The sequence below is a fragment of the Sulfidibacter corallicola genome, assembly GCF_017498545.1.
Classification (GTDB): domain Bacteria; phylum Acidobacteriota; class Holophagae; order Acanthopleuribacterales; family Acanthopleuribacteraceae; genus Sulfidibacter; species Sulfidibacter corallicola.
On the sequence record NZ_CP071793.1, the window covers coordinates 10,024,332 to 10,050,502 of the forward strand.

The window sequence follows — 26,171 nt, forward strand, 5'->3', positions numbered from 1 at the left end:
AACACCGCTGAGCCTTCGCATATAACTAATTGATATAAGGCAACTTAATCGAGACCAGCCAGAAGTCAGCCAAAATTCAGCCTAACTTCAAGCATTTAAATTTCGATTTGCCTACACTTCGCTCCAATCAGGCAACTGAAAAAAGGGCGCGTTGAAAAGGAGTTGAGCGAGCATAGCAAGGAATTCGCTTCCCCCCTAAAAAACTAAAAGGAACAAACCATGAGCCGTGTCTATATTTTTTCAACCTTACTTCTCACCGCTCTGATCACCGGGAGCAACAGCTTTGGTCAAGACGAATTTCCACACCTGGAGGGTCCCTACATGGGGCAAAAGCCACCAGGTATGGTAGCGGAACCCTTTGCCCCTGGCATTATCTCCAAAGAAGGCTGGCAGCTCGAGGGTGTGTTCGCCCCCGGCATGAAAGAGTTTTACTTCACCCTGGACCGTGGCGCTGCCCCTAACTACAAAGTAACCGTTATCGGCTTCCGCCAGGAAAACAATGTCTGGAAGAAATACATTGAATTTAAGCGGCGCGGTGAAATCACATTCTCACCGGATGGCAGACGCATGTATATGGCGGAAGGCTACAAGGACCGCATCGGCGATGGCTGGTCAGAACGCAAAAGCCTGGGACCCATGATCGACCGCAAAGACTGGGGAATTATGCGCCTGTCGGCATCCGCCAAAGGCACCTTTGTTTTCGACGATTATAAGACCAAGGGCATCCGCATATCATGGTTCAGGGACGGCAAGCGCGAGGCCCCAAAAAAGATGGGCCCCGTGGTGAACTCGGGCACATTGACAGCTCATCCCTTCATCGCGCCAGACGAAAGCTACCTGATTTGGGATAGCGTGCGAGAGGGCGGCTACGGGGCATCCGATCTCTATATTAGTTTCCGACAAGTGGATGGTTCATGGGGCCCAGCCATCAATATGGGTGACAAGATCAATTCCGATAAAGAGGATGCCTTTGCAAGCGTCACCCCGGACGGCAAGTACATCCTCTTCAACAGATACGTCGATAAAGAAACAGATAATATGGATATCTACTGGGTGGACGCGCAAATCATCGAGCCGCTCAGACCCAAACCATAAACCACATCACGAGAACAATACCGCTGACATAAAAAGCGCTTTTCCGAATCCTCGAGCGTGCTGTCCGACAACGAAACAAGAGGTAGGCCTCATACCATCCATTTCATATTCAAAATCATGGTCATCATCGCGCCATTAAACGGTCCGGCCGGCTTTTTGCCATTAAAGAAAAGAAATGACTGAATTCAATCTCAAGAAACAAGGAGAAGCCCGAATGAACCCAATTAAATTTATCGGTGTCATGCTGTTCGCTTTTTCGGCGGCAACGATGGCAGCCGATGATGAGTGGCCACAATGGCGCGGACCAATCTTTGGCGGTAAAGCCGTTGACCTTTCATTTTCTCCAAAAAAAGGCAGCGACATTAAAACGATATGGAAAAAGGATATGGGCTCGGGATATTCGAGCATTTCTATCGCTAACCAAAAGGCCGTCACCATGTTCTCAGACGGAGAATATGACTACATGATCGCTTTCGACGCCCATACCGGCGACGAAAAATGGCGTTATAAAATAGACACAACATTCAAAGGAAGTATTGACGGGCCAATTTCAACACCCGTCATCGACAAAGAAACCGTCTACGGGTTAGGCCCCAAAGGCCAACTGTTTGCCTGCGAACTAAAAACCGGGAAAGAAAAGTGGAAGATAAGCTTAAAAGAGTTTGGTTCAAAAGAACCGAACTTTGGATGGACCACTTCGCCCCTGGTGATTGACGATTTACTCATTTGCCAGACCGGGGGAAACAACAAAAACGCGATTAGTGGAATTGATAAAAACAGCGGCGAAATCGTCTGGACGACGGGCGAATTTGCGGTGGATTACCAGTCGCCTTTTCTGGCAACCCTTGGAGGCCAAAAACAGGTCATTTCCGTGAGTCAAAATTTCATTACCGGCCACGAACCCAAAACAGGAAAGGTGATTTGGCAGTTTAACCACGAAGGAAATTGGGTCGTTATCGAGCCTGTGATGGTCGGTGATCATCAGATGTTTATCAATTATAAATACGACGAATGCATGCTCATCGACATCGATGTGGCTGACAACTATCGCGTTTCCACGGTTTGGAAAAACAGGCATATCAAAAATACCGAAAACCCGTCGGTGTATCACAAGGGATACATCTATGGTTACAGCGGGCAATTTTTGACCTGTGTCGATGCGAAAACCGGTGACCGCGTGTGGCGCTCACGTCAACCAGGCGACGGGTTTTTGATGATGGTCAACGACAAACTCGTCACCATCACAAAAAAGGGGACGCTCCATGTGGCCGATGTCAACGGTGAAGGCTACCATGAGCTGTCACAAACCAAGTTATTGGAAGGCCGAGGCTGGAACCCGCCCAGCTATGCCTACGGGAAAATATTTGCGCGTAACTACAAACAAATCGCCGCGGTCGCGGTCGGTAGCGACGTGAATGATCAGATGGTGGTACAGAAACGAGTTTTTGGGCAACTCCCCCAAACGAAGTTTGGCCAATTCACCTCGCGGCTCGCGTCAAGTCCCAACAAATCGGAGATGCTCGAGCGCTTTATGCGAAAACAGCCCGCATTCCCGATCATTGAAGAGAATAGGTACGTCCATGTTGTGTATCGTGGCGAAGTCGAAGATCTCGCCATTTCAGGGGACATGATCGAATCAGGAGAAAATCACCCGCTCAATCACGTCGAGGGGACAGACCTATATTACTATAGTTTCGAGTTGGTACCCAATGCACATATCACCTATGGACTATTGAAAAATTATGAAGAGAATATTACCGACCCCCTAAACCCCCATAAAGTACCAAGCGACAGTGGCGAATTGTCCAAAATTGCGATGCCCCAATGGAAGAAAGCCAGGCACCTGGATACACCTCAGGGCCCTCGTGGTGAAATGGATCGTTTTGAGTTCGAAAGTAAAATACTGGACAACAAACGCCAAATCACCGTTTACAAGCCAAATGGATACAATGAGAACGAGACATACCCTGTCATCTATTTCAACGATGGCCAACAGGCCCTAAAACTCGGTCTCGTTGACCACACCTTAGACAATCTCATCGGAAATCAAATAGAACCGGTGATCGCCGTGTTTATCGAGAACAAATCATGGTCCGAAATAGGAGGCAAGTCAAAAGATGACTATGTCGAAATGATCGCATCTGAACTCATCCCCTACATCGACGCCACCTATCCAACAAAAAACGAGGCTTCGGGTCGTGCGATCATGGGTCAGGGTACGGCCGGGTTCAACTCGATTTACACTGCGCTGAAATATCCGAACACCTTCGGTTGGGCGGGCGGTCAATCGACACGTGTCGAAGATCGCTTTGGCAAGCTACTCAACCAACTCATTCAAGAATCGACAAAGAACCCCACGACCCAGATCTATATGGATTGGGGCCTTTACGACAGACGCGGTTCAACCACGAATCGCGCGACATTGAACAAAGAGATCTTTCAGTTATTAAAGAGGAAAGGGTTCCGTGTTGCCGGTGGTGAACAGCCCACGGGTTACGACTTCGGTAATTGGCGAACTATATCGGATCACTATTTTCGAACCTTTTTTCCAATTCAGAAAAAAACGATCACAAATTGATCTGAAGCTCGACGCCAGCCGGTAAGGCTGGCGTCTTCCAGTGAGTGTATTTCTTTATTTCTTACAAATGTTCGGCTGTGCGCGTATTGCCGAGTCAAACACCTCGGGACGAAGTATTCCCTTCGGGTCAACATCAATGTTTGCAAGTTGCTCTCTCATGGACCCAAATACCCATTGGCTCCGCATCGGGAAAGGGCGCGAAGGTTTCGCCAACACCACTACGCGCTCATGATCGGTGCGGCCGAATGCCTGTCCCAAGAGATGGGCGAGATCCTTGACCATCTCGCCACCTGGGAGTACGGCCACCAAAGCCCAATGGAAAAAAGAAGACGCGGTGGTCTTCGGCTGTTCAAAATTGAAGCAAACGACGGAACATCGTGCAGAAAGCACCCTGAAGACCAAGCGGGCATTGAAAACAAGCCTGCAAAGCAAAAAATCACGCGAGACACAGGTTTAACTCGGGCTTGCACCACAATACGCGCTCCCTTTCGGACACGCGTCTAGCTAAAAAATAGAGGTCACCGAGATAAAAATGGTGGAGGCGCCGGGAATCGAACCCGGGTCCGAGAACCTTCCCTGCCAGCGTTTACGTGCGTTTCCCCAGTTATCGATGTCGGATGGGTGAGGCTAACCGGGGCCGAAACTCACACATCCCCACCAAGAAAAGTCTCGCGCGCCGTTCCCCTGGTCCAGAACGGGTTGCCAGCCCACTAAATATGACGATCGTTTCGGCGCTGTGAGCCTCACCTCACGATCGGCTACTGTTTAATTAAGCAGCGATTGCGTAGTTGTTGCCAACTATAACAGTGTGACGTTTTTACGAGCATCACCCCTCGACACGTGACTAACAGTTCTTGTATCCCCGTCGAAACCTTGTCGCCCCCTCCTTGTGGTCGTTTATCGCGCTTCGACCCGTTTCGGACCGAACGCGCAGAAGATCATTTTACCGATCTTTTCACGCCGATGTCAACTGCGCAACATCCGTCAGAAAAAGCTGACAACATCTTTTTTACAACATATTTAGATCCGACTAAACACCGCGACTCACCCCGCCGTTACCCAGACCGACTAGAATGAATTGCGATCCAATGCGTGTGCACCACCCTTCATCGTTCGATGAACAAGATCAAGGACTCAGTCATGTCGACATCTCGGTTCCCAACGCCGTCGGCGGCGTTGCTCCCGGCTCTCTTCGTGCTCGCTCTGGCCCCACTCCAGGCGGCCACCCTGGAACTCAAGGGGCTTCCCCTGCAAATGGAATGGTCCGACCTGGACGGCGACGGCCAGCTCGACCTGGTCGCGTTGATGATCGAAACCCGTGTGGAAGGCACTTTCGATACGACTTTCGAGGCCGGCGGCCTCCGCGGCTTCTATCAGGACCACACGATCAAGGAAAAGTACCTGGCGACCTATCGCAACACCGGTCAAGGCTTCGAGAAAGTGGATCACATGCCCCTGGAAAAAATGGCGGTTCTCGGGTTCGCCCTGGAACCGCACCCACGGCCGCGACTGGCACTCTGGACCCTGCCCGACCTGATCTACCACGATTGGCAGGACGCGACCTGGAAGCCCATCAACCGCCACGCCACACCCGGCTTCCTCTACCAACAGCCGATTTCCGGCCAACAGTTTCCTTTTTGGCAGTCGACGGCACAGGGACCGCTCTGGGTCGTGCCGGACCTCACCGGGATCCACTTCCTGGATCCCGACCGACAGTTCTCCCACAGCTTCTGGGACTACCCGCAAATCGACACCCCCCGCGACGAAGGCATGTCGGACAACCACCGCTTCAGCCTGCCACTCCCCTACTTCATGGACGTGGACGGGGACGGCCGCCAGGAAATGGTCTACCAGGAATCGAAAACCCTCTCCGCCCTGCGCCTGGACGACCGAAACACGGTTTACGAAGGCATGGGCGAAGGCCTGCTGGCGGACTTCACCGGCGACGGCCTGGCCGACCTGATGGTGATCGCCGACGAGACCGACGTGGACGGACCCAAGGACCTGAAAAAAGTCAAAAGCCAGGTTCACGTGTTTCCCGCCACGGCCCCGCTCCAATTCGCGGACACGCCGCGTACCGATCAATGGCTGCCCGGCTTCGTCATCAACAACGACAGCGATTTCATGATGCCCGATCCCTATTTGGACGTGGACAACGACGGCCTGCTCGACCTGGCCGGAATTTCGATCAAGTTTTCGCTCTGGCAGGTGGCCAAAGTCGCCACGCTCGGCCGCATGTCCCTCAAATTTCTGCTCTTTCTCTCGCGTCAGGATGAACACGGAAAATTCCACACCATTCCCGGCAGCCCCTTCGAAATGAGCTGGAAGATCAATCTGCGCAAACTGAAACTGCCCGAATTCGCCCAGATGACCGGTGACTTCGACGGAAACGGCTGGCGCGACATCCTGATCGTGAAAAACAAACGACTGGAGATCACCCCGCTGAGCAAAGCCGGCTTCGAATACAAGAAGACCTGGAAACACAGCCTGCCGCGGACCTTCCACGATCCGGACCAGGTGTTCGGCAAAGATCTTAACAACAACGGCCAGGATGCCTTCGTCGTCATCAAACTGGAAAAGAATCGCACCCATCTCGGCGTTTGGGAGGTGCAACCATGACCCTTCTCCTGATTTGGTTCACGGCTTTCTGGAACCCGCCCCAGGGTGAGGACCTGCACCTCAAGCTCGATCCCACCCTGATTCGGCCCAGGGTTCACTGGGAGGACCTCGATGGCGACGGCCGGCTGGATACCTGGGTTCGCGATCGCCACCCCAGCGAGACGCCGTACCTGCTCTACCGCCGCAATGCCGGCGACCGACAGACCGAATTCGAGCGCCTCGACCACGCGCCCTTCCCCTGGACGGTTCGACCGGCATTCATCGAAGGCAGCGTGCGCGCCACCGCCTACCATGACGGCGTTTTGTGGGTCTGCATTGACAAGGATCGATGGGAGCCGCTGCACAACTACCACCTCCTCGGTTCCGTCAGGAAGGGAATCCGCCCGATCACCCTCGATCGGTTCAAGCTGCTACCGACGGCCACCGGTTACCTGGTCATGAGCGAGGATTGTCCGGCCACCCCCCTGGACGCGCACCCTTCGGTCCACATCGGCCGGAAACGGCTGGAACTGACGTATCCGGTACCGCGCAAAATCGCGACCAACCGCTTGATGGCCTCGCCAATCGCCATGACCAACCAGGGAACCATCAGCATCTGGCAGGCAGCGCGGGAGCCGTCACCTTTGGCGCCTTGGACCTCGAGCCAGGTGCGACTGCAATTCCCCGAGACCCTCAAACCGGTGCGCCACCAAACAGGCGACCTGAACGGGGATGGTTTCGAGGACCTGGTGGTCCTGGCCATGCCGGCCAAGGACATGTCGATTTTCGAGGAGCTGAGCTTCCTGATCTACCTGGGGACCGCGGACAACACCTGGGAAACCCGCGCCAGCCAGGAGTTGAAATCGAAGCAGAATCTCTGGCAAACGGGCCCGATCGAAATGGACAGCAAGGGGCTTCGCCTCTATTACTACAAGGGCCTGATACGCTCGATCTTCAAGATGGACAGCTACGCCTGGGACTCTGCCGGCTTCATCTCACCCAAACCCAAGAGCCTGCGCTGGACCATGAAAAGCGCGGACCGCACCACGATCATGACCGACTTGGACGTGACCGGTGACGGCCGTGGTGACATGCTCCTCCTGGACGAACGGGGGTTGCACGCCTATCCGCGACTCCCGGAATCCTCGGCCCTGCCGTTTGACGAGGACAAGCGGAACCTGCTGAGCGGAGCCGGCAACCAGGAATTCCACTTCGATGTCCATATCGGCGAAGGCGCCGAGTTCACGTCGTCGACGATCTCCAGAAAGCGGCTCCGTCCCGGGAAAATCGCGCTAATTCGGCAAAACGACGGCTCACTTCACCTGTGGACGCTGAAACGCGACCATCGCGGCGATTGGGTATTGCGCGGTGAAAGCCTGGTGCAGGGCCATTCACCCAAAACCATGCCCTGATGGGCAAAATACCGCCAAACACTGGACGGTTTGCCCACCGCCCCCTCAAACGAAAAAAACCCAGCCGTTTGGCTGGGTTTTTTTGTAAGGGTTGTTCGGATAGCTTTAAGCTTTTTTGCGGCTGTACTTGCGACGAAAACGTTCCACCCGGCCTTCGGTGTCGACCAATTTCTGGTTGCCGGTCCAGTAGGGGTGGCTGTCGGAGGTGATCTCCAAACGGACTTCGTAATGCTTCACGCCGTCAATGTCGCGCTCGATGTCGGACTTCATGGTGGAGGCGGTAACGAACTCGGCCCCCGTGCTGGAATCCACGAAAACGACGGGATGGTATTCGGGTTGAATATCTTGCTTCATCAAAAATCCCCAATTCTTTCCATTAGGTTGATACTCGCGTTTGGATGTGACAGGCAGCGAAACAACGAGTCTACCTGGACGCGAACCGAAAGATTCTCACATAGTTCTCGCGCGCTGTCACTAAAAAAGTCGAAAAATTTCGATGTCCCAATTCCAACCCATCAAGCATCCAACCGCAATACAACGTGGGACATGTAAAAGTAGTAGACCGGCGCGGTCAGGAACACCGAGTCGATGCGATCCAAAATGCCGCCGTGTCCCGGGAACAGGGTGCCGCTGTCCTTGATGGCCGAGCCGCGCTTCCAGGAAGACTCGATCAGGTCGCCAAAAAAGCCCAATCCGCCGATGATGAGCGTCAGGAACAGGATATGACCGAAGGAGAGCTGGGGCAGGAACATGTATTTGGCCAGAAGTCCCGCGCAGAAGTTACCGAGCAGATTGGCGACAGTGCCTTCGTAGGTCTTGCCAGGCGACACTACCGGGGCCACCTTGTTCTTGCCGAAAAGCGACCCGCCCAAATAGGCGAAGGAGTCGCCGAACCAAACCATCATGATGAAAAACACGATCAACTGGCGACCAATGGTGCCGTCGTTGTTATCCTGGGCGGCAAAGACATAGGCCAGCGACACGAGCGCCAGTCCCAAATAGGTGCAAGCGGTCAGACATATGCCGACTTCGGGCAGGGTCTTCTTCATGTCGGAAGGTGGAATCAGCGAGGTCAGGGTGGCCATGGCAACGACCGCGAAAGGCAGCCAGTCAAGCCGGAAAAAGGAGAAATACAGGCTGGCCACACCAAAAAAAAAGGTGAAAAAGACGGGCAGCTTGTATAGCCGATAACCAAAGCCCTCGGCGATTTTTTCGAATTCCTGGACGCCGAGAATGCCGAGTCCAATCAAGGTGACGTGAAAGAAGACCTTGGGGAGATAGATGACCAGAGCGACCAGTACCAGGATCGCAACCCCGGCAGTAGCGGCGCGCTGACCGAGCTTTTTTGGGTCAAGCGCCATTCAGATGCCTCCAAAGCGCCGATGCCGCGCCTGGTAATCGAGAACCGCACGGTACAGATCGCCGCGTCGAAAGTCGGGCCACAAGGTCGGTGTCACCCATATTTCGGAATAGGCGATCTGCCAGAGCAGGAAATTGCTGATGCGCATTTCGCCACTGGTGCGAATGACGAGGTCGGGATCCGGCTGGCCCGCAGTCGACAAAAACGGCTTGAACGACTGCTCGGTCAGGCTTTCGGGATCGACCCCGGCCGCCATCGCGGTCTTGAAGCCGTGCAGGATGTCCATCCGCCCCGAATAGTTGATGGCGATGTTGAAGCACATCCCGGTATTTTTGGAACAACCGTCGAACACCGTCTTCAAATCTTTCTGGATCCCCGGTGACAGCTCGTGAATCGCACCGATGACCTTGACCCGCAAACTGTGTTTGCGCACAGCCTTGAGTTCCAAGCGCAGGAACTGGCGCAGCAACGCCATCAAGGTACCGGTCTCTTGCGGCGGGCGTTTCCAGTTTTCGGTGGAAAACGCGTAGAGGGTCAGATGCTCGATCCCGAGATCGACACAGCCTTCAACCGTTTGGCGTACGGCGGGAATCGCCGATTTATGTCCCTTGATACGCGAGAAATCGCGCTTTTTGGCCCATCGACCATTGCCGTCCATGATGATCGCGATGTGCTTGGGTAGATTCTGCTTGTCGATTTGGCTGTAGAGACTGGCCTCTTCGTCAGTTAACGCGAGCCTCGATTCGGCGGTTGGGGTTTGGGACAAAACATAATACCTTGGGGTGAGTTGAGAGAAGCGAACGACGCGAGCCGAGCGACTTCAGGCGGGTAAGGATGTGTATCTGATCCGCGACGGGAGGATTGTACCTCGAAAAATCCCGGAAACGCGATTCTTTTGGCACACTTTCGCGCCGTCTCGAGCCGCACGAAACCCACCAAACGGTCGGGTAACGGGGTCGCGGGTCGAAACCGACGCACCGTTGCGTCACACGCGGCACGCCCCAGCCGGACAACAGAGAATTTCTTCTGTATTTTCAGGGACTCGGCTAAAATGCGGATCGACCTCAACCTAGCGTACTCGGCCCGCGAATGCAACCCAAAAGGGAGAGGCGGAGACGGCCGCCTTCCAGGCACCGTCGGGATCGGGAAACAGGGTGTCCCAAAGTCGCGGCTCGACCTTGGGGCTTCGGGTCTCCAACTTGCGGAGCCTGGCACACTTCGATCGGTTCAGCCCGCGGACCTGCCCAGCTTGGTTTCGAGAAAGAAACACCATACCTGGTTTCTCGCGAAGGGCCATGGGTGGTTCTTCCGAAAAATGAAGCAGGAACCCATGAATGTCGGAAACCAGGAAAGAACCAGCATTTGGTGACACACAGTGGTCTTGCTTTTCCTGGCTTCGGTTTTTCCTGGTTTCCGGATATTGATTTGACGACGGCAAAACCTATCTCGGGTTGAATGCACCACTTTGTTTCTGGAGAGCCACGAACCAGGGGCCACACCCGCTTGATTTCGAATGAGAAACGACCAGAAGCGAGCCGGCACGGGGAGCCCGTATGCGCAAAAGGGACGTAAAGCCTGTAGGTTGAGCACTTTGAGGCTGTGTAAAAACGTCGTAAATGATCATAATCCGGCTTGACTGCATTATGTAAGCCCTTTAAAACCAACCCATTCAACCTGAAAACTTTAAACACGAGCCGCGTTTTGACGCGGCCTCAGCTTGCTCAACCAATCGAAGCAATCGGGCAAAGTTCGAAATCCATCACTGAGAGATTTAGAAGCCCAACTATTCTGCTTCGCTCTTCTACCACTCGATCTTGCAAAGCATGGGCTGCTTCGAAGTGTCGAGCCAGCGGCCCAACCGGGCGCCCCAAACTACAGCCGCGCCGATCCTCACAGCCTGCGAGAACTCCTCGGCGGAATCGCTTCGACAAGTTCATCCGGCGGATGAATCTACCGGGCACGACGAATCTCTCGGCATGCGGGCACTCCTAGCCGGGCTTTCTCGAGAGAAGCCGCGGAGAGCACGCGGGGTCAGGACGGCGCGTTGAGGTTCATGATGATCTCGCGGAAGATCTGAAGTGCACTCTCGTCGGGATTGACTGTGGTCATGATCTGGGAATGATTCAACAACACGCGGTGGGCGCACACGAAAGGCGTCAGCTCGCGCACATCGTCGGGAATCACGAAATCGCGTCCCCGCACCAAGGCCAGCGCCTGACAGGCTCGATACAGCGCCATCCCGCCGCGCGGCGACACCCCGACCAACACGCCGGCGTGCTCCCGCGAAGCCTTGACCACCCGGTAGATGAAATCCAGCACTTCGTCGGACACGTGCACCTCGCGCGACATCGCCTGAAGCGACTGCAGGTCCGCCAGCGAAAGCCGGGCGCGTGCCCCCATCGTCACTCGGTAATCGCCCTTGAGTACGCGCTTCTCGTAGGCCGGCGCGGGATAACCCAGGTGGATTTTCATGAGAAAGCGGTCCAACTGCGACTCGGGCAGCGAAAAGGTCCCGTGATTGTCCTTGCTGTTCTGGGTAGCCACGACAAAGAAGGGCTGCGGCAACTGGTGGGTTTCGCCGTCATGGCTGATCTGGGCGTCGTGCATGGCTTCCAGGAGGGCGCTCTGGGTCTTGGGATTGGCGCGGTTGATTTCGTCGGCCAGGAGCACGTTGGTGAAAATGGGGCCCTTCTTGAACTCGAACTCGGACCTGGCCTGATGGAACACCGTCACACCGATCAGGTCCGAAGGCAGGAGGTCACTGGTGAACTGGACCCGTTTGAACGAGGCCTTGACACCACCGGCCAGACTCTTGGCCAAGGTGGTCTTGCCCACACCCGGCACATCTTCGATCAACAAATGCCCCTCGGCCAGCAAACAGGTGACCGCGTATTCCAGCTTGCGTCGTTTCCCGAGGAGTAGGGTCTCCAGTTCATCGAGCAACGTCCTGATTTGGGACGTTTCGGGGGTCGTGGACGTCTGAGGTTGAGACATGCGCGCTCCTTCATTAGCGTTCGAAAAGTGTCGGAAAGGGAAAAGGTGGGAATCGAAAACATCGAAAAGCGACCCGAGACCACGCGGATGCTTGCAGGCGAACCATCTGTTCCGGCAATCCCATCCAAGAAAACGCATCGGCGATCCGACTCATTTCTCCAATCCTGTCTCGAGACTGCGTCATGACCGTTCCCGGAGGGCCGCTTTCGGAGGGCCGCTTTCGGAAGGCCGTTATCGAACGCCAGCGTTGGTACGTGATGAACCGTCCGGGTTCGAGGAACGGATCCGCTGTCGCCATCTCGCGGGCTCAGCGAAGAATCCTACCGTTGATCACGATTTTGGTTAACGGCTTTCCCATGAAGTAAGGTTTCAATGCGCGCACCGCCGTTTGATAGACTTGGCGCGCCCATTCCTGATCGGCGGCCTCGGGATCGAACCGCTTTCCGTTCAAGGCCGAGCCCACCACGCGCAGCAAGAAGCCGGTTTCGGGTTCCACCATGCCGTGGCTCTCCACCTCGAACTGGCCTTCGCCGGTGTCGGTCACCACACCGTTGATCAGCAACAAACCACTGTACATCAAGTCTTTACGGTCCTTGATCACCGTGGAAGGAAGCGGCCATTCCTGATTGCCGTCGATCGCCAACAGGCTGCGCGTGTGGTCTCCCAGAACGCACGCGCCATCGTTTCGCAACTGGATCTCGTTGCCGTCTTCCAGCAACAGGACCTCGCCGTCGTGCAACACTTCCCGAAGCCAGCGATGATGCTCGAGAAGCTGGTGGAATTCCCCGTGAATGGGTGCCGCGAACTTGGGGCGCACCAGGCTCAGCATGTAGGCCAAATCCTCGCGGTAGGCGTGACCCGAAGTGTGCACGGCGCGGGAGCGCGGAGTCCAGACCTGAACGCCGATGCGCTCCAGGCCCGACACGAGCAGGGCCAGGGCGCGTTCGTTGCCGGGAATCGCTTTCGAAGAAAAAATGACGGTATCGCCCGCGCTGAGTTCGACCCCTTGGAATCCGGTTTTCAAAATCCGAACGAGGGCGCTGCGTTGTTCGGCCTGGGAACCGGTCACCACGTAGATGATCTCGTCGGGCGCCAATTTCTCGGCGGAGTCGACGGAAACGAACACCGAATCGCCGTCGACGGGCATGTACTCCAAGGACGTACAGAGCTGGAAATGTTTGTGAAAACTCTTGCCGAGAAACGCGATTTTGCGGCCCAACCTGCCGGCGATCTCGCGCAACCGGCGAATGCGGGGCATGTGCGACGAAAAGGTGGTCAGAAAGACGCGGCCGGGCGCTTGGGCGATCAGTTCGGTCAAATGGGGCACGAGTTCGGCTTCACCCGGACAGAAGCCGAGTTTGGTGGCGTTGGTGGAGTCCATCAACAGCAGATCCACACCTTCGTCGCCCAGCTCCTGAAGGCGCTTCGATTGAAAGGGGTAGCCGTCCTGCGGCAAGGGGTCGACCTTGAAGTCCCCGGAATGGACCAGGCTCCCCTGAGGGGTGCGAATGTGCAGTGCGCAGGCCTGGACGATGCTGTGCGTCACGCCGATGAACTCGACGCTGAGATCGCCGTGATGGATCGGCCGGTTGAGCGCCACTTCTTCGATACACCGGTCGTCGGCCGCTTTGGGTAGCGAGGCGCGAATCAACCCCGCGGTATAGGGCATGGTGTACAACGGGATGGCAGGTGCGTCGTCGGCGGCGCGTTTGGCGAGCAACGGCAACAGAAAGGACAAGCCGCCAATGTGGTCCTCGTGTCCGTGGGTGATGAAAACCGCGCCGAGGTTCGGGAAGGTCTCCAACAACAGTTCCGGATCAATAATGTAGTAGTCGACACCGGGCTGGCGGCGATCCGGCGGAAACATGAGTCCGAAATCGACCAGGATCGTGGTGGTGGCGGTTTGGATGATCGTCGCGTTGGCACCGAACTCCCCCACACCACCCAACGGGATGATGCGGGTCGCCTCAGTCTCGAGATTCGCGCTCATGGTATTCCTTAGTGCGGCACAACCAGGCAGCGTAATCCTCTGGCGTGAGGTTCTCCGGTCTGACCTTGGTATCGAAGCCTAGATTCTGGAAAGATTCTAGCAAAGAGCCGCGGTCCATCCAATCGACACCGGCGTTTTTTAGATCGCCGCCGTGCTTTTTCAGGACGCCCGTCACCATTTTGCGTCTTCTGCCGAAAAGGGTGCGCAACAAACAGGTCAGGGGGCCGATGTCGCCCACCGTCAGCAGGGGCCGTTCGAGCCGGTGCATGCGAATGACCTGGCTCTGGACCTTGGGTGGCGGCTGAAAAGAACCGGGCGCCACGTTGAAGTGCATGTCGATGCGATAGAAGAGGCGCACCAGTACGGAGATGATGCCGTATTCACCCGTTCCCGGCTGGGCCCGAATGCGCTCGGCCACCTCTTTTTGGTACATCATGACCATCAACGGGATCTGCTGTCGGTAAGGGAGCAGGCGGGCCGTGATAGGCACGCTGACGTTGTACGGAAGGTTCGAAAAGACCTTGACCTGCGGCCGGTCGGCAAAAAAGGCGTCGAGATCGACGTCCATGAAGTCGGCTTCGATCAGTTCGAGCGGCGGATCGAAGTCCAGGCCGCGCAGGTAGGCCACCATCTCGCGATCGTACTCGATGGCGGTGAGCGGAAAACCCCGCGCGTGGAAGGGAATGGTCAGGGTGCCCGGGCCAGGACCGATCTCCAAAAACGCCTCGCCCGCTTCGGCTTCGAGTGCGTCCAGAATGCGGTCGACGATGTGGCGATCCTTGAGAAAGTGCTGGCCGAAACGCTTTTTGGCGCGGGGGGCGGTGCGGTCGGGGTCGGTCATGGGGCTCCTTCGAGGATGGCGGTCGCGGCCTGGCGCGTCGGGGACGGAGGCGGCGTGGGCGCACCGTAACGAGGCCGGGTGGGCACGCTCAATTCTAACCGCCACCTCCGCGGTTACGACGATTTTTTGAAACGACTCGCCGGTCCCCGCTCCGAGCGAATGCCGAGCCGTAGGAGGTCGCCGTTCTTACATCTCCAGCCAAGCCACTACGAATATGGGCTTTACGTTTGACTGTCCCCCGCCAAAGCCCGCGCCAACCCACCGCTCCCCGCCTCTCCCGCGTCCGCAAACGGGCGACACCGCCGAAGAGGGCCATCATGGCTGCTCGCGAGCGATGGGGAAACCCCGTCGAGATGCTCGTCGGGCCGGTGCTCTCCGCGGCTGCAACCCGGTCCGGGCGACCGTCGAATGCGGTTCTCCATCCATTGGCGCCCAAGCACTTTACCCCCCGTCGCCGCCCGGAACGACGCAATTTCCCTTTTCTCCCCTTTTCACCATTCCATTCACAAAAAGACATGTTAGACTTGGGGCGTTTTGGACGGACAAATGACAACAGTAAACAATGAGTATTAGAGCCTGAATATTGGATTCATATCGAACCGTTACCCCCCGATTGCACCCTTCGCCGGATGCGACCCGGAGAACCAGGCCCTAGTCCCGAGGCGCCCCGGTCGCGGCCATCCACGCGGCCCGGAATGCCTTCGTATGAAGCTGTTTCAATCGTTGTGTCAAGCATTGTTCCGGAGGGCAATTTTGAAAGTACACGAATTTCAAGCAAAGCAAGTCTTGGCCCGTTTCGGTGTCCCCGTGCCGAAAAGCGGCGTGACCGATTCGGTCGACGAGGCGGTCGAGATCGCCAAAGGTCTGGACGGTTCTGTTTCAGTCGTGAAAGCTCAGATCCACGCCGGCGGCCGTGGCAAAGGCGGCGGCGTCAAGTTGGCCCGCTCGCTCGACGAGGTGCGTCAACACGCACAAGCCATCCTCGGCATGACGCTGGTGACGCACCAGACCGGACCTGAAGGCAAGCTGGTCAACCGCATTCTGATCGAAGAGGGACAGAACATCGATCAGGAGTTGTACTTCGGGATCGTGGTCGACCGCGCCACATCGAGCCCGATCGTGATGGCCTCGCGCGAAGGCGGCATGGAAATCGAAGAAGTCGCCGCGGAAAACCCCGACGCCATCTTGAAGGAACAGGTTGACCTGGCCGTCGGCCTCACGGCCTTCCAAGCACGCCGGTTGGCCTTCGGCCTCGGCCTCGAAGGCAAGACCGTCAACCGCGCGGTCAAGCTGATGCTGGCCTGCTACCGCGCCTTCGAAGAGACCGATGCGGCCATGCTGGAAATCAACCCGCTGATGGTCAGCAAGGAAGGCGACGTTTTGGCGCTGGACGCCAAAATGGACTTTGACGACAATGCGCTCTTCCGCCACAGAGACATCGCCGAAATGCGCGACCTGACCGAGGAAGACGAGAAAGAAATCGAAGCCAGCAAGTTCGACCTGAACTACATCACCCTGTCCGGCACCGTCGGCTGCATGGTGAACGGCGCCGGTCTGGCGATGGCCACCATGGACATCATCAAGCACGCGGGCGCGGAACCGGCCAACTTCCTCGACGTCGGTGGCGGCGCGACCCAGGAGCGGGTCGAAGCGGCGTTCAAGTTGATCCTTTCCGACGAGAACGTCAAAGCGGTACTGATCAACATTTTCGGCGGTATCGTACGTTGCGACATGATCGCGCGCGGTGTGATCGAAGCCGCCAAGAACCTGCACCTGCAGGTTCCGGTAGTGGTACGCCTGGAAGGCACGAACGCGGACGAGGGTCTGAACCTGCTCGAGGAATCCGGATTGGGCCTGATTCCGGCCAAAGGATTGGCAGCCGCGGCCAAAAAAGTAGCAGAAGTGGTAAAGGGGGCTTGATCCATGAGTATTCTGGTCAATAAGGATTCCAAAATTGTCGTGCAGGGCATCACAGGAAGCCAAGGCACCTTCCACGCGCAGCAGTGTCTGGCCTACGGTACCCAGGTCGTCGCCGGCGTCACCCCCGGAAAGGGCGGTCAAACGGCGGTCGACGGACAGGTTCCGGTCTTCAACACGGTCTCACAAGCGGTCGCCAAAACCGGAGCCAACGTATCATTGATCTTCGTGCCGCCGCCCTTCGCGGCCGACGCCATCATGGAAGCGGCCGGATCCGGCGTGGAACTGGTCATCTGCATCACCGAGGGCATCCCCACCCTGGACATGGTTCGCGCCTACAACTACGTCAACGCGAAGGGTGTCCGTTTGATCGGCCCCAACTGCCCCGGCGTGATCACGCCCGGCGAATGTAAGATCGGCATCATGCCGGGTCACATCCACAAGCCCGGCAGGGTCGGTGTCGTCTCCCGCTCCGGCACCCTGACCTACGAAGCGGTCGGTCAGCTCACCGCGCTGGGTATCGGTCAGTCCACCTGCGTCGGTATCGGCGGCGATCCGGTCATCGGTTCGCAATTCGTCGACATCCTGAAGCTGTTCAACGACGACCCCGACACCGATGGCGTGATCATGATCGGTGAAATCGGCGGAACCGCCGAAGATACCGCGGCCCTGTGGGTCAAGGAAAACATGGAGAAGCCGGTAGTCGGTTTCATCGCGGGTCAAACCGCCCCCGAAGGCAAGCGCATGGGCCATGCGGGCGCCATCATCGCCGGCGGTCAGGGCACCGCGGCGGAGAAAATGAAGATCATGGATGAGTGCGGTATCCATGTCGTCGCGAGTCCCGCGGACATGGGCGCCAAAATGAAGGAAGCCTTGGGCCTCTAAGCGCACTCGACGCCGGTTGGTTTCATCGCTTCGGCGAGGGAAGCGACCGGCGACGCCAAACCGGCAGGCGATCCGCGACGTACATGCGGCGACCTGCCGACCGGGCACCGTTCCCGGACTCTTTACTTTTCATATTTCAGGAGAACGACTCATGAGTCTGCAACGTACCTTTGCCGTGATCAAACCCGACGCGGTCGCCGCCGGAAACACCGGCAACATTCTCGCCGAAATCGAAGCCGCGGGCTTCTCCATCGCGGCCATGAAAAAGATGCACCTCACCAAGTCCCAAGCTGAGGGCTTCTACTACGTGCACAAGGAGCGCCCCTTTTTCGGCGATCTGGTGAACTTCATGACCGAAGGCCCGATCGTGGCCCTGATTCTCGAGAAAGAGAATGCCATCGCCGAGTGGCGCAAACTGATGGGTGCGACCAACCCCGAGCAGGCCGAGGAAGGCACGCTGCGCAAGAAGTACGGCGCCAACATCGAGCGCAACGCGACCCACGGTTCCGATGCGGAAGAAACCGCGGCATTCGAAACCCGCTACTTCTTCAACGCGATGGAAACCGTATAAGCGTCAGCCATACCGCGTCACACGAAAAAGCCCGGGCGCCATGCCCGGGCTTTTTTGTTTTGAAGGTCCCCCCGGAGTTCCCACATCTTCGAGAGAGCCGTCGTCGCAGTAGGTTGGCCGGCTCGGCCGACTTTTCGTAGTCCCGCCTCTCGAAGTTCCTCCTATTCCGAGAGGGCCGTCGTCGCAGTGGGCGCCGGCCCCACCCAGAACGTTACGCCCGACGGGATTCTTGAAAATGACCGCTTCGCTCTCATGCCAAGGAATCGTCCATGGCTTGGTCACCTCGAAGCGTTCAGCGGGCCGCTGAACCTACCGGGCCTTACCGACCCACTTCGGCAACCGGGAACCCTCCGGATGCGTCGCTCCGAGATAAAAAAAGCCCGGGCGTTTCGGCCCGGGCTTTTTTTGGTTACCTTGTGGCTGTGCGCGGCGCGCTTACCAGATGACCACCCGCGTTTCGGCGGTGCGGTGCATGGGATCGCCCTTCTGGCAGCCGAACGCCTTGGAGAAGGTCTCCATGTTGGTCAGGGGACCGTTGGCGCGATACTGCCCCGGCGAGTGCGGATCCGTCTTCAGGCGCAACTTGAGCGTTTCGTCGCGGTACTTGCCGCGCCAGGCCTGAGCCCAAGACAGGAAGAATCGCTGCTCCGGCGTGAAGCCCTCGACCTTGACCTTGGGCTGGGATGCCAAGGCACCCTGCAAGGCCTCGAAGGAAATGATCAAACCGCCCAGATCGGCGATGTTCTCACCCAGGGTCAACTGGCCGTTGACATGGGCCCCTTCGATCGGCTCGTACTGGTTGTACTGTTCGACGAGTTTGGCGGTGCGCGCCTCGAAGCGTTGGCGATCGTCGGCCGTCCACCAGTTCTTGAAGTTGCCCTCGGCGTCGAACTGGCTGCCGCTGTCGTCGAATCCGTGCATCAACTCGTGGCCGATGACCGCGCCGATGGCGCCGTAGTTATCCGCGTCGTGGGCCTCCATGTCGAAGAAGGGCGGCTGTAGGATGCCCGCCGGGAACACGATTTCGTTCTGGAGCGGATTGTAGTAGGCGTTGACTACCTGGGGCAGCATCTCCCATTCGTTGTTGTCGGTCGGCTTGTTGATCTTGCCCAGATCGTACTTGCGATTGTGGGCGATGCCGGCCAGTGCGTTGGCCAAGAAAGAATCGCGACGAATCTTCATGTCGCTCTGGTCGCGCCAGCGGTCGGGATAGCCGATTTTCGGCTTGAAGGATTTCACCTTGACCAGGGCCAGCTTGCGGGTCTCTTCGCTCATCCAGTCGAGGCGGTCGAGGCGCTTGTGCAGGGAACCGCGCAGATTCTCGATCATGGTCATCATGCGGGCTTTGGCTTCGGGCGGGAAGGCACGTGCCACGAACAACTGGCCCACCGACTCACCCAGAGCGGCGTTGGTCGCCTCGATGACCTGTTTGTACCGCGGCTTTTGCGCCTGCACACCGCGCAGGGTTTTCTTGAAGAAGTCGAAATTGGCCTGACGCGTGTCGTCGTCGAGGAAATCGGCGGCACCATTGACGCTGTGCCACTTGAGGTAGGTTTTCCAATCGTTCAACGGACGTTCGGCCAACATCTTGTCCATGGCCGCGAAAAACTTGGGATGGGCCAGACTGAAGCCCTGGGTTTCGGCCAGGCCGAGCGTCTTGAAATAGGCGGTCCAACTGAAATTAGGGGTGGCGGCATCGGCCTCGGCCAGCGTCTTGTAGTTGTACCAGGTGGCGGGATTGCGCAGCTCCACCGCGGTCAGGGACGCTTCGGCCAGCGTCGTTTCCATGGCCAACACGGTCTTGGCACCGGCTTTGGCGGCAGCCGCATCGTAACCGATTTTTTGCAGCATACGCGCCACGTGGGCCACGTATTTTTCGCGCAACGCCACGGACTCTTCGTCCTTTTTGGTGTAGTAATCGCGCTCCGGTAGGCCCAGTCCGGCCTGAATCGTGTAGGCGATTTGCTTTTTCGAATCGTTGAAGTCCGAGTTCCCGAAGAAGCCAAACACATAATCGCGGCCCAAGGCGTGCGAGTTGGCGATAAAGGCGGTCAAATCCGCTTTGCTTTTCAGAGCGTCCACATCGGCCAAATAGGGTTTGAGCGGCTCGATCCCCAATTTGTTCAGACGTTTCGTATCCATGCCGCTGCTGTAGAAATCACCCACCAACTGTTTGAGCGAGCCGCGGGGATGGTCGCTCTTCTTTGCGGCTTCCTCCAATATATCCTGGAGGATGGCGAGATTGCGGTCCCGCACCAAATTGAACATCCCGTACCGACCCTCTTCGGCGGGGATTTCGGTCTCCTGCAGCCAGGTTCCGTTGGCATACTGGTAGAAGTCTTGACAGGGTTTGCACTCCTTGTCGAAGAGTGCGGGGTCGATCCCTTTCGTTTTGGGAGGCTCGGTCGCCATTAAAGTGTTCCCGGCCAACGCCAGCAACAGGCACAGCAGCCCCAAAACGCGTACTTTTTCTATGATCATGTAACTGTCACTCCAAAAAAAGTCAGAACTCCTCCGAAGAAAAGCTCCTCTCTCTGCCCTTTCCACCATCTTACGGGTTTCGCGGAATAAGGTACAAAAAAAGTGAACTTCGTTCGATGGAAGCGGCCCGGTCGGTGGCTCGATCGGTTTCCGCTGGCAAATTCCCGTGAGGGTCGATCCCATGGGAGCTCGCGAACGAACCACGTCTTGATTTTCCGAGGCTTTCACACTATGGTTGCTATCCGATCCATCAATAAGGATGCAGCACATGGAACCGTCTTCTCCCGACGCGCAAACGAACGAGGCCCTGGATTACCGAACCCGCCACATCACCGTGGTTTTGGAAGATGTCTACCAGCCGCACAATGCCGCATCCATCATTCGGTCCTGCGACAACCACGGCATTCAGGATCTTCACGTGTTGGAGGGGCGCAACGCCTTTTCCTTCGACTCCGAGGCCACTTTCGAGGCGGCGCGGCGCATCAGCCTTCATCGTCACCACGTAGACTCGCCCGACGACGCACGGGCCGCACTTCAAGCGCTCAAGGACGCGGGCTACCGCCTGGTGGCGACCTCGCTCCGTCCTGGCTGTATCAGCCTCGAAGAGCTGCCCCTGGATCACAAGGTGGCGTTGTGTTTCGGCACCGAATTAAAAGGCCTGAGCGAGGTAGTGCACGACATGGCCGATATTTACCTGCGCATCCCCATGTTCGGCATGACCCAGAGTTTGAACGTGTCGGTGAGCGCAGCCATTTGCCTGCACCGATTACGGACCCGATTGCAAGAGACGTCGGTGTCGTGGCAATTGACCTCCGAGGAGCGCGCGGCCCTGACGTCGGCGTGGAGGCCATAGCCCACGTGAACCCAGCACCTTGAAAGAAAAATTCTAAACCACGGAGTTCGCGGAGGGCACGGAGAGAAGGACATGGGTCGCTGAGGGTTTGGCTTGGATTCACATCCCGACTGGTCGTGGAGTTAATTTTTCTCGAGGATCTTTGGAGGGTGGGACTGATCGCACCTTTGCGGAAGAGAATCAGGAATCCAGGAAGGAACGAAGCCAGGATGGGATCCCATCAATTTCAGCCGGAGAAAGATCCTATGCCTGCCTTCCTGTTCTTTCGGGATTCCCGATTATTTTTTCGGGGCGCTTCGCCTTGATCCTTCGACAAAACCCAGCCCACTTCCTCAATCCCGAAAAATGAATGCTATCCTGAGCGGCAGGCTCCTCCGACCACAGCATCATCCCCCCGATCCATAGACATTCCAGATGCTTCTGCCCTGCTTCGCCTCCGCGGCCTCCGTGATCTTTGTGGTAAAAAAAATTCCTGGCAGTCAAACCCCTGCCTACCTTGGCAAGCCCCTCAACCCAACCAGGGATGCCCGAACGTGCCCGTGAAGACCAGGTCCTTCAGCGCCATACGCTGGCGGGGTGCCCGTTCGCGCTCCGCCAAATTCTCCGGCAGGCTTTCCGGTTCGGCCGCGTACCCCACGGCGACACCGGCCACCGGCTCGCAGCCCTCCTGCAGGGCGTAGGTCTGGCGAATTCGGTCCACATCGATGCCGGCCATCTGGTGCAGCGACAGGCCGAGGGCCGTCGCCTGAATGCCGAGCTGGCCCATGGCCAGGCCCACGTCGTGAAAGGCGTGGCGATTTACACGATCGTTTCGCTTGAAACGCGTTTGGGCCAAGCTCACCATCAGCAAGCCGGCATGTTGGGCCCATGTTTGGTTGCCCGGGAGCAAGCAACCCAACATGGCCTCGAAGGCCGCCGCATCGCCGCGTTCGGCGACCATCATACGCCACGGCTGCTCGTTGAAGCTGGAGGGCGCCCAGCGCACCGCTTCGAGCAAGGCACCGACCTGTTCGCGGGACAGGGCTTTGGGTTGGAACGCCCGCGGGCTCCAACGGCGAGCGATCAGGTCCTGAATCGGGAATTGGGTTTCTGCCGGCTTTTCCATAACGTCTCCGTTGTAACGAGATATGTGGATTCCCCGAGTTGGGCGAGAGCCCCCGCACAGGTCGCGACCTACCGACTCGGAAAACCCGTAATATGTTCGAGTCAACCGCTCGGTGGCCATCGGTTCGTCGTGTCGCGTGGAATCACGTTCCCAAACTAGCACAAAATGCTTCGGGACACCCCAACCGGTGCACCAAAAAACCCCAACCGGGCACTCAGGAAAAGAAGGGTCCGTTTCATGAAAAACCCATGGTCCGAAATCCAAGATAACGAAAAGGTTTTTGGTTATTTCATGAAGAAACCTCACAACTCAAAAGTTCCCCCCTGCTATAGTTAATGTCATTCCTACCGAAATTTCCTCCAGTTCTTTACAAAAATCTTACAGGGACCTCGCTCCTGAACGCGTATGCGGTATCAGTTCCTTGGTTTCCCAAGGGTTAGCCGCGTGTGAATACAATGGGAAGCCGATCACGTTCTGTGAGATTTTCGTTGCGAGCCCCTTCCATTGCGTCTAAAATTCGGGCTCTATCGGGTTTTACCCAGATTTACTTAAACCCAGCTCCTTTTCTCTACTAATCATTTTTTCGCAATACATTTCATTCTTTTTGATGCTATCGCTGTTTCACGAGGTAGATGTATGAAACATGGATCTGGACTCCAGTTCTGTTCTATTTTGGTTGACTTCGAAAACTTGTTCTTCTCCCTTAAAAATTACCGTCCTGATTTGAGCCCAGGCGGCGAATTGGTCCACCTCCTGGACAAACTCCGATACAAGATTCAGGAGGAATACGGCTACCTCCCCATCCTCAATCGCACCTATGCCGATTACCAAAAGGACTACGAGATGGCCGACGTCCAGGGCGACCTCCAGTTGGCCGGCTTCGAGCCCCAATTCATTCACTCGAAGCCCTCGAAGAATTCCGCCGACATCCTCCTTTCGATCGACGCGATGGAAATGATCGTCCTGCGCGAGGACATTCGCTGCCTGGTCATCTGTGCCGGGGACAGCGATTACCTGCCGATCATCCGCCGCATCCTGCAATACGGCAAGCAGGTGTTGCTCTGCGCCTTCAGTTTCAACATGTCGGGCGACCTCAAGCGCCAGGTCGGCGAACACAACATCATTCGACTCAACAGCTTACTTCCCAAGAACCGACTGCTCAACACCGGCCTCGGCTACCTCGAGGAAGAAATCGATTTCGGCCCCGAGGAAATGTGGGAATTCGAGATCGACGAAGAAGAAGAAAAGCTCCTTCGCGTCATCGTGCAGGAGCACGCCCGCCACGAACGCGAGGTGTGGGTCGGGCCTTTTTTTCGCGACATCGTGCCCAACGAAGCCGACCTGGGCCACCTGTCCCGCTTCGAGATCCAGAACCTGATCGATCGATTGAAGGGCAAGGGCGTCATTCGCGTCCGCAAGGTTCCTGGCAAACCCCACCCCTACTCGGTGTTCATCATCAATTTCGCCCATCCCAGCGTGCGCGACCTGGTGTGCGTCGCGTAACAGGGACCTGCCGCATGGGCGGATCCCGGATGGCCACTGAAGCCGGCGTTCCTTTTGGGATGGCCGGCTTTCCAATTTTTGGAGGGGAGGTGTTCACGCTTGCCTGGGTCTGGGGCGAGGACTTTTTTTCTACCACCGAGTTCACGGAGGACGCAGAGTCGAGCACACAGGGCCGGGCTTTTCAAACGTGATCGTTACATCCGAAGCAGGTGCCGGAGGAAGACGAGGAACAGAGAAGGATCAGGAAATCTGGGGCAAAGCGACCAACCTAGGTCACAACAACGTGCTGTTTTTCCACACAGTCGCCGCCCAGGTCGGAGGCCGGTGTGCCGGACCACGGATTGCCGATGGTCCGGCACACCGGCCACCGGGTTTCAAGTGGGTACCTAATCGAAGCGAATCGTTTGGGAGTTCCCACATTCGTGAGAGGGGCGCCGTGGCAGTAGGTGCCGGGCCATACCGGCCGGGCCCGCCCAGGGCGCCGGGCCGACATTTTTCGACGAACTCCCTGCACATTCGCCTTTTTATGTTTTTATCTTTATATTCGAATCTTACAAAGTTTTTTACATAAGAGCCACGCACCAGCGGGAATACCCACTCGATTTCGAGAAAGAAACACCCTACCTGATTTCTGGCGAAGGGCCATGGGTCATATATTCAAAAGATTAAGCAGAAATTCATGAAGATAGGAAACCAGGAAAGGATCGGCATTGGTGACATAGTATGGTCTTGCTTTTCCTGGTTTCCATCATTCTTGCCTTCCTGATCAAGATTTGACGACGGCAAGACCCAGCTCAGGTTATAGGTACCATTTGGTTTCAAGAGAGTCACTCTTGCAGAACGCTTCAATGCCTCACGACGAGTCAAGCGATCGATATGGTTTTCGAGTTTGGGCTCATCCGGAAACAGCGGTATTTTTAAAGGGAGCTTCGGAACCGGCAGGTTTTCCATGCAATCTGATAGTAGCAGCCGGATATTAGGTATCAGCTAATCACCTACGATCAAGTACTTTGTCGAGAGTTGACACCCGATAGTTGACACCCGGCCTCATCCAGCCTAACCACCTTAAGGAGTCACAACTATTTCACTATTGGATGCGCACAAGCTTGGATCCCTCGAGAAAGGGAATGGTTCGGAAATGTTTGGCGCCTCAGCCACTCCGCACATCCCTCCGGGATCTTTGTGAACTCCGTGGTAAAAAAGAACTTGGAAAAACCATGACCTCCGCTATGCGGTACCGAAGCCTTCGAGGGCCGCCCTCAGCTCATCCGGCATCGGCACCGACTTCCCCTCGCGATAATCGGCCCAGACCACCGCCGTGGTGCCGTCGGCCAACAAGCCGTCGTCGCCCACCTGGAAAACGGCGGTCTCCAACACGAAGCTCCGGTTGCGGATTTCCAATACGCGGGTACCCACTTCCAAATCGGCGGGATATTTGATCATCCGGCGAAAATTGCACGTGGCACTGGCCAGAACGGGTCCCTGCACGTCGCTCCAAAATCGATTGGCATCGATGTGGTCGAAAAACGCGATCCGCGCCTGTTCGAAATAGGTGAAAAACCGCGCGTTGTTCACGTGTCCCAAGGCATCCATATCGCCCCATCGCACTTGAATGGGTGTAAACAAAGGATAATTTTGCCGCACAAATCCACCTGACTTCCGCCCGTCCAAAGGAGCGAAACACTGAGATATGAATTCACTCGCCACCATCGGCGAGCACCACCTGCCGTCCGCTCCCAAATCACGAAGAACAACCAGGTTAGCGACGTGTCTCGGCGGGACCCCGGACCCATCGCTCGGAAGGCCGCGGCCGAAGAGGCGGCGATGCGTTCCGGTTCGAACCACCGGCAAACCGCCAGGCTCCTCTCGCTTCGGATGATCGGACGAACAGCCACCAGCATAACCCGTCCAACGCACATCGAACAAGATTCGATAGCTCCTGCCGACTCAAAAAGGAAGCCCCGCCTGTATGAAACCTGATGAACACA

Annotated in this window: 19 protein-coding genes and 1 other RNA gene; 9 read left to right on the forward strand and 11 right to left on the reverse strand. The window is 56.7% G+C overall.

Annotation, left to right across the window (positions count from 1 at the left end; all coding sequences use genetic code 11):
* The first annotated feature begins 219 nt into the window (after nucleotides 1–219).
* Together J3U87_RS30275 and J3U87_RS30280 are read left to right on the forward strand one after the other, a co-directional pair.
* The gene (locus J3U87_RS30275; protein ID WP_237379534.1) at nucleotides 220–1,095 is read left to right on the forward strand and encodes a TolB family protein; all 876 of its coding nucleotides are present in this window, start codon (nucleotides 220–222) and stop codon (nucleotides 1,093–1,095) included.
* A 175-nt stretch (nucleotides 1,096–1,270) separates the two neighbouring features.
* Nucleotides 1,271–3,673, forward strand: a complete 2,403-nt coding sequence (locus J3U87_RS30280) for an outer membrane protein assembly factor BamB family protein (protein ID WP_237379535.1) — start codon at nucleotides 1,271–1,273, stop codon at nucleotides 3,671–3,673.
* Nucleotides 3,674–4,206: 533 nt separating this feature from the next.
* Here J3U87_RS30280 and ssrA read toward each other — a convergent pair.
* Nucleotides 4,207–4,557, reverse strand: a transfer-messenger RNA (tmRNA) gene (gene ssrA / locus J3U87_RS30285).
* A 256-nt stretch (nucleotides 4,558–4,813) separates the two neighbouring features.
* On the opposite strand from ssrA, the gene J3U87_RS30290 reads away from it, so the two are divergent.
* Nucleotides 4,814–6,292 (forward strand): hypothetical protein, encoded by a 1,479-nt coding sequence (locus tag J3U87_RS30290; protein WP_237379536.1) that lies wholly within the window; start codon nucleotides 4,814–4,816, stop codon nucleotides 6,290–6,292.
* Complete coding sequence (locus J3U87_RS30295) at nucleotides 6,289–7,683, forward strand: hypothetical protein (protein WP_237379537.1); 1,395 nt, start codon at nucleotides 6,289–6,291, stop codon at nucleotides 7,681–7,683. The genes J3U87_RS30290 and J3U87_RS30295 overlap by 4 nt, the downstream gene beginning before the upstream one ends.
* Before the next feature lie 105 nt (nucleotides 7,684–7,788).
* On the opposite strand, the gene J3U87_RS30300 is transcribed toward J3U87_RS30295, so the two are convergent.
* From J3U87_RS30300 to rsmA, 6 genes are all read right to left on the reverse strand, one after another.
* Nucleotides 7,789–8,037 carry a type B 50S ribosomal protein L31 gene (locus J3U87_RS30300; protein WP_237379538.1) on the reverse strand — a complete coding sequence of 83 codons (249 nt, stop codon included), beginning with the start codon at nucleotides 8,035–8,037 and terminating at the stop codon, nucleotides 7,789–7,791.
* 161 nt (nucleotides 8,038–8,198) lie between these two features.
* Nucleotides 8,199–9,044 carry a phosphatidate cytidylyltransferase gene (locus J3U87_RS30305; protein WP_237379539.1) on the reverse strand — a complete coding sequence of 282 codons (846 nt, stop codon included), beginning with the start codon at nucleotides 9,042–9,044 and terminating at the stop codon, nucleotides 8,199–8,201.
* Nucleotides 9,045–9,809, reverse strand: a complete 765-nt coding sequence (gene uppS / locus J3U87_RS30310; protein ID WP_237379540.1) for a polyprenyl diphosphate synthase — start codon at nucleotides 9,807–9,809, stop codon at nucleotides 9,045–9,047.
* 1,265 nt (nucleotides 9,810–11,074) lie between these two features.
* Nucleotides 11,075–12,037, reverse strand: coding sequence for an AAA family ATPase (locus tag J3U87_RS30315; protein ID WP_237379541.1), 963 nt, complete (start codon nucleotides 12,035–12,037; stop codon nucleotides 11,075–11,077).
* A 307-nt stretch (nucleotides 12,038–12,344) separates the two neighbouring features.
* Nucleotides 12,345–14,027: a ribonuclease J gene (locus tag J3U87_RS30320; RefSeq protein ID WP_237379542.1), complete on the reverse strand. Its 1,683-nt coding sequence runs from the start codon at nucleotides 14,025–14,027 to the stop codon at nucleotides 12,345–12,347.
* The gene (gene rsmA / locus J3U87_RS30325) at nucleotides 14,005–14,868 is read right to left on the reverse strand and encodes a 16S rRNA (adenine(1518)-N(6)/adenine(1519)-N(6))-dimethyltransferase RsmA (RefSeq protein ID WP_237379543.1); all 864 of its coding nucleotides are present in this window, start codon (nucleotides 14,866–14,868) and stop codon (nucleotides 14,005–14,007) included. Before rsmA ends, J3U87_RS30320 begins: the two co-directional genes overlap by 23 nt.
* Nucleotides 14,869–15,621: 753 nt before the next feature.
* On the opposite strand from rsmA, the gene sucC reads away from it, so the two are divergent.
* The 3 genes from sucC (at nucleotide 15,622) to ndk (ending at nucleotide 18,241) form a co-directional block, all read left to right on the forward strand.
* Nucleotides 15,622–16,788, forward strand: coding sequence for an ADP-forming succinate--CoA ligase subunit beta (gene sucC, locus J3U87_RS30330; RefSeq protein ID WP_237379544.1), 1,167 nt, complete (start codon nucleotides 15,622–15,624; stop codon nucleotides 16,786–16,788).
* A gap of 3 nt (nucleotides 16,789–16,791) precedes the next feature.
* Nucleotides 16,792–17,670, forward strand: a complete 879-nt coding sequence (gene sucD, locus J3U87_RS30335; RefSeq protein WP_237379545.1) for a succinate--CoA ligase subunit alpha — start codon at nucleotides 16,792–16,794, stop codon at nucleotides 17,668–17,670.
* A 157-nt stretch (nucleotides 17,671–17,827) separates the two neighbouring features.
* Entirely contained in the window at nucleotides 17,828–18,241 is a 414-nt protein-coding gene (gene ndk, locus J3U87_RS30340; protein WP_420038335.1) for a nucleoside-diphosphate kinase, read from the forward strand.
* A 435-nt stretch (nucleotides 18,242–18,676) separates the two neighbouring features.
* Here ndk and J3U87_RS30345 read toward each other — a convergent pair whose 3' ends face one another.
* Nucleotides 18,677–20,722: a M13 family metallopeptidase gene (locus J3U87_RS30345; RefSeq protein ID WP_237379547.1), complete on the reverse strand. Its 2,046-nt coding sequence runs from the start codon at nucleotides 20,720–20,722 to the stop codon at nucleotides 18,677–18,679.
* A gap of 268 nt (nucleotides 20,723–20,990) precedes the next feature.
* Between J3U87_RS30345 and J3U87_RS30350 the strand changes: the two genes are divergently transcribed.
* Nucleotides 20,991–21,575, forward strand: coding sequence for a TrmH family RNA methyltransferase (locus J3U87_RS30350; protein WP_237379548.1), 585 nt, complete (start codon nucleotides 20,991–20,993; stop codon nucleotides 21,573–21,575).
* 508 nt (nucleotides 21,576–22,083) lie between these two features.
* Here the strand turns inward: J3U87_RS30350 and J3U87_RS30355 are convergent.
* A complete protein-coding gene (locus tag J3U87_RS30355) occupies nucleotides 22,084–22,680 on the reverse strand; it encodes a nitroreductase family protein (protein ID WP_237379549.1) in 597 nt (198 codons plus the stop codon).
* 636 nt (nucleotides 22,681–23,316) lie between these two features.
* On the opposite strand from J3U87_RS30355, the gene J3U87_RS30360 reads away from it, so the two are divergent.
* Nucleotides 23,317–24,183, forward strand: a complete 867-nt coding sequence (locus tag J3U87_RS30360; protein ID WP_237379550.1) for an NYN domain-containing protein — start codon at nucleotides 23,317–23,319, stop codon at nucleotides 24,181–24,183.
* Between the two features lie 657 nt (nucleotides 24,184–24,840).
* On the opposite strand, the gene J3U87_RS30365 is transcribed toward J3U87_RS30360, so the two are convergent.
* Both J3U87_RS30365 and J3U87_RS30370 read right to left on the reverse strand, forming a co-directional pair.
* A complete protein-coding gene (locus tag J3U87_RS30365) occupies nucleotides 24,841–25,134 on the reverse strand; it encodes a hypothetical protein (RefSeq protein ID WP_237379551.1) in 294 nt (97 codons plus the stop codon).
* A gap of 276 nt (nucleotides 25,135–25,410) precedes the next feature.
* Complete coding sequence (locus tag J3U87_RS30370; RefSeq protein ID WP_272932433.1) at nucleotides 25,411–25,893, reverse strand: acyl-CoA thioesterase; 483 nt, start codon at nucleotides 25,891–25,893, stop codon at nucleotides 25,411–25,413.
* Nucleotides 25,894–26,171: the final 278 nt, after the last annotated feature.

What these genes read in the sequence shown, in the direction of transcription:
- J3U87_RS30275 (WP_237379534.1), top strand. Translation starts at nt 220, where the DNA reads ATGAGCCGTGTCTATATTTTTTCAACCTTACTTCTCACCGCTCTGATC.
- J3U87_RS30280 (WP_237379535.1), top strand. Translation starts at nt 1,271, where the DNA reads ATGACTGAATTCAATCTCAAGAAACAAGGAGAAGCCCGAATGAACCCA.
- J3U87_RS30290 (WP_237379536.1), top strand. Translation starts at nt 4,814, where the DNA reads ATGTCGACATCTCGGTTCCCAACGCCGTCGGCGGCGTTGCTCCCGGCT.
- J3U87_RS30295 (WP_237379537.1), top strand. Translation starts at nt 6,289, where the DNA reads ATGACCCTTCTCCTGATTTGGTTCACGGCTTTCTGGAACCCGCCCCAG.
- J3U87_RS30300 (WP_237379538.1), bottom strand. Translation starts at nt 8,037, where the DNA reads ATGAAGCAAGATATTCAACCCGAATACCATCCCGTCGTTTTCGTGGAT.
- J3U87_RS30305 (WP_237379539.1), bottom strand. Translation starts at nt 9,044, where the DNA reads ATGGCGCTTGACCCAAAAAAGCTCGGTCAGCGCGCCGCTACTGCCGGG.
- J3U87_RS30315 (WP_237379541.1), bottom strand. Translation starts at nt 12,037, where the DNA reads ATGTCTCAACCTCAGACGTCCACGACCCCCGAAACGTCCCAAATCAGG.
- J3U87_RS30320 (WP_237379542.1), bottom strand. Translation starts at nt 14,027, where the DNA reads ATGAGCGCGAATCTCGAGACTGAGGCGACCCGCATCATCCCGTTGGGT.
- rsmA (WP_237379543.1), bottom strand. Translation starts at nt 14,868, where the DNA reads ATGACCGACCCCGACCGCACCGCCCCCCGCGCCAAAAAGCGTTTCGGC.
- sucD (WP_237379545.1), top strand. Translation starts at nt 16,792, where the DNA reads ATGAGTATTCTGGTCAATAAGGATTCCAAAATTGTCGTGCAGGGCATC.
- J3U87_RS30345 (WP_237379547.1), bottom strand. Translation starts at nt 20,722, where the DNA reads ATGATCATAGAAAAAGTACGCGTTTTGGGGCTGCTGTGCCTGTTGCTG.
- J3U87_RS30350 (WP_237379548.1), top strand. Translation starts at nt 20,991, where the DNA reads ATGGAACCGTCTTCTCCCGACGCGCAAACGAACGAGGCCCTGGATTAC.
- J3U87_RS30355 (WP_237379549.1), bottom strand. Translation starts at nt 22,680, where the DNA reads ATGGAAAAGCCGGCAGAAACCCAATTCCCGATTCAGGACCTGATCGCT.
- J3U87_RS30360 (WP_237379550.1), top strand. Translation starts at nt 23,317, where the DNA reads ATGAAACATGGATCTGGACTCCAGTTCTGTTCTATTTTGGTTGACTTC.
- J3U87_RS30365 (WP_237379551.1), bottom strand. Translation starts at nt 25,134, where the DNA reads ATGGAAAACCTGCCGGTTCCGAAGCTCCCTTTAAAAATACCGCTGTTT.
- J3U87_RS30370 (WP_272932433.1), bottom strand. Translation starts at nt 25,893, where the DNA reads ATGGTGGCGAGTGAATTCATATCTCAGTGTTTCGCTCCTTTGGACGGG.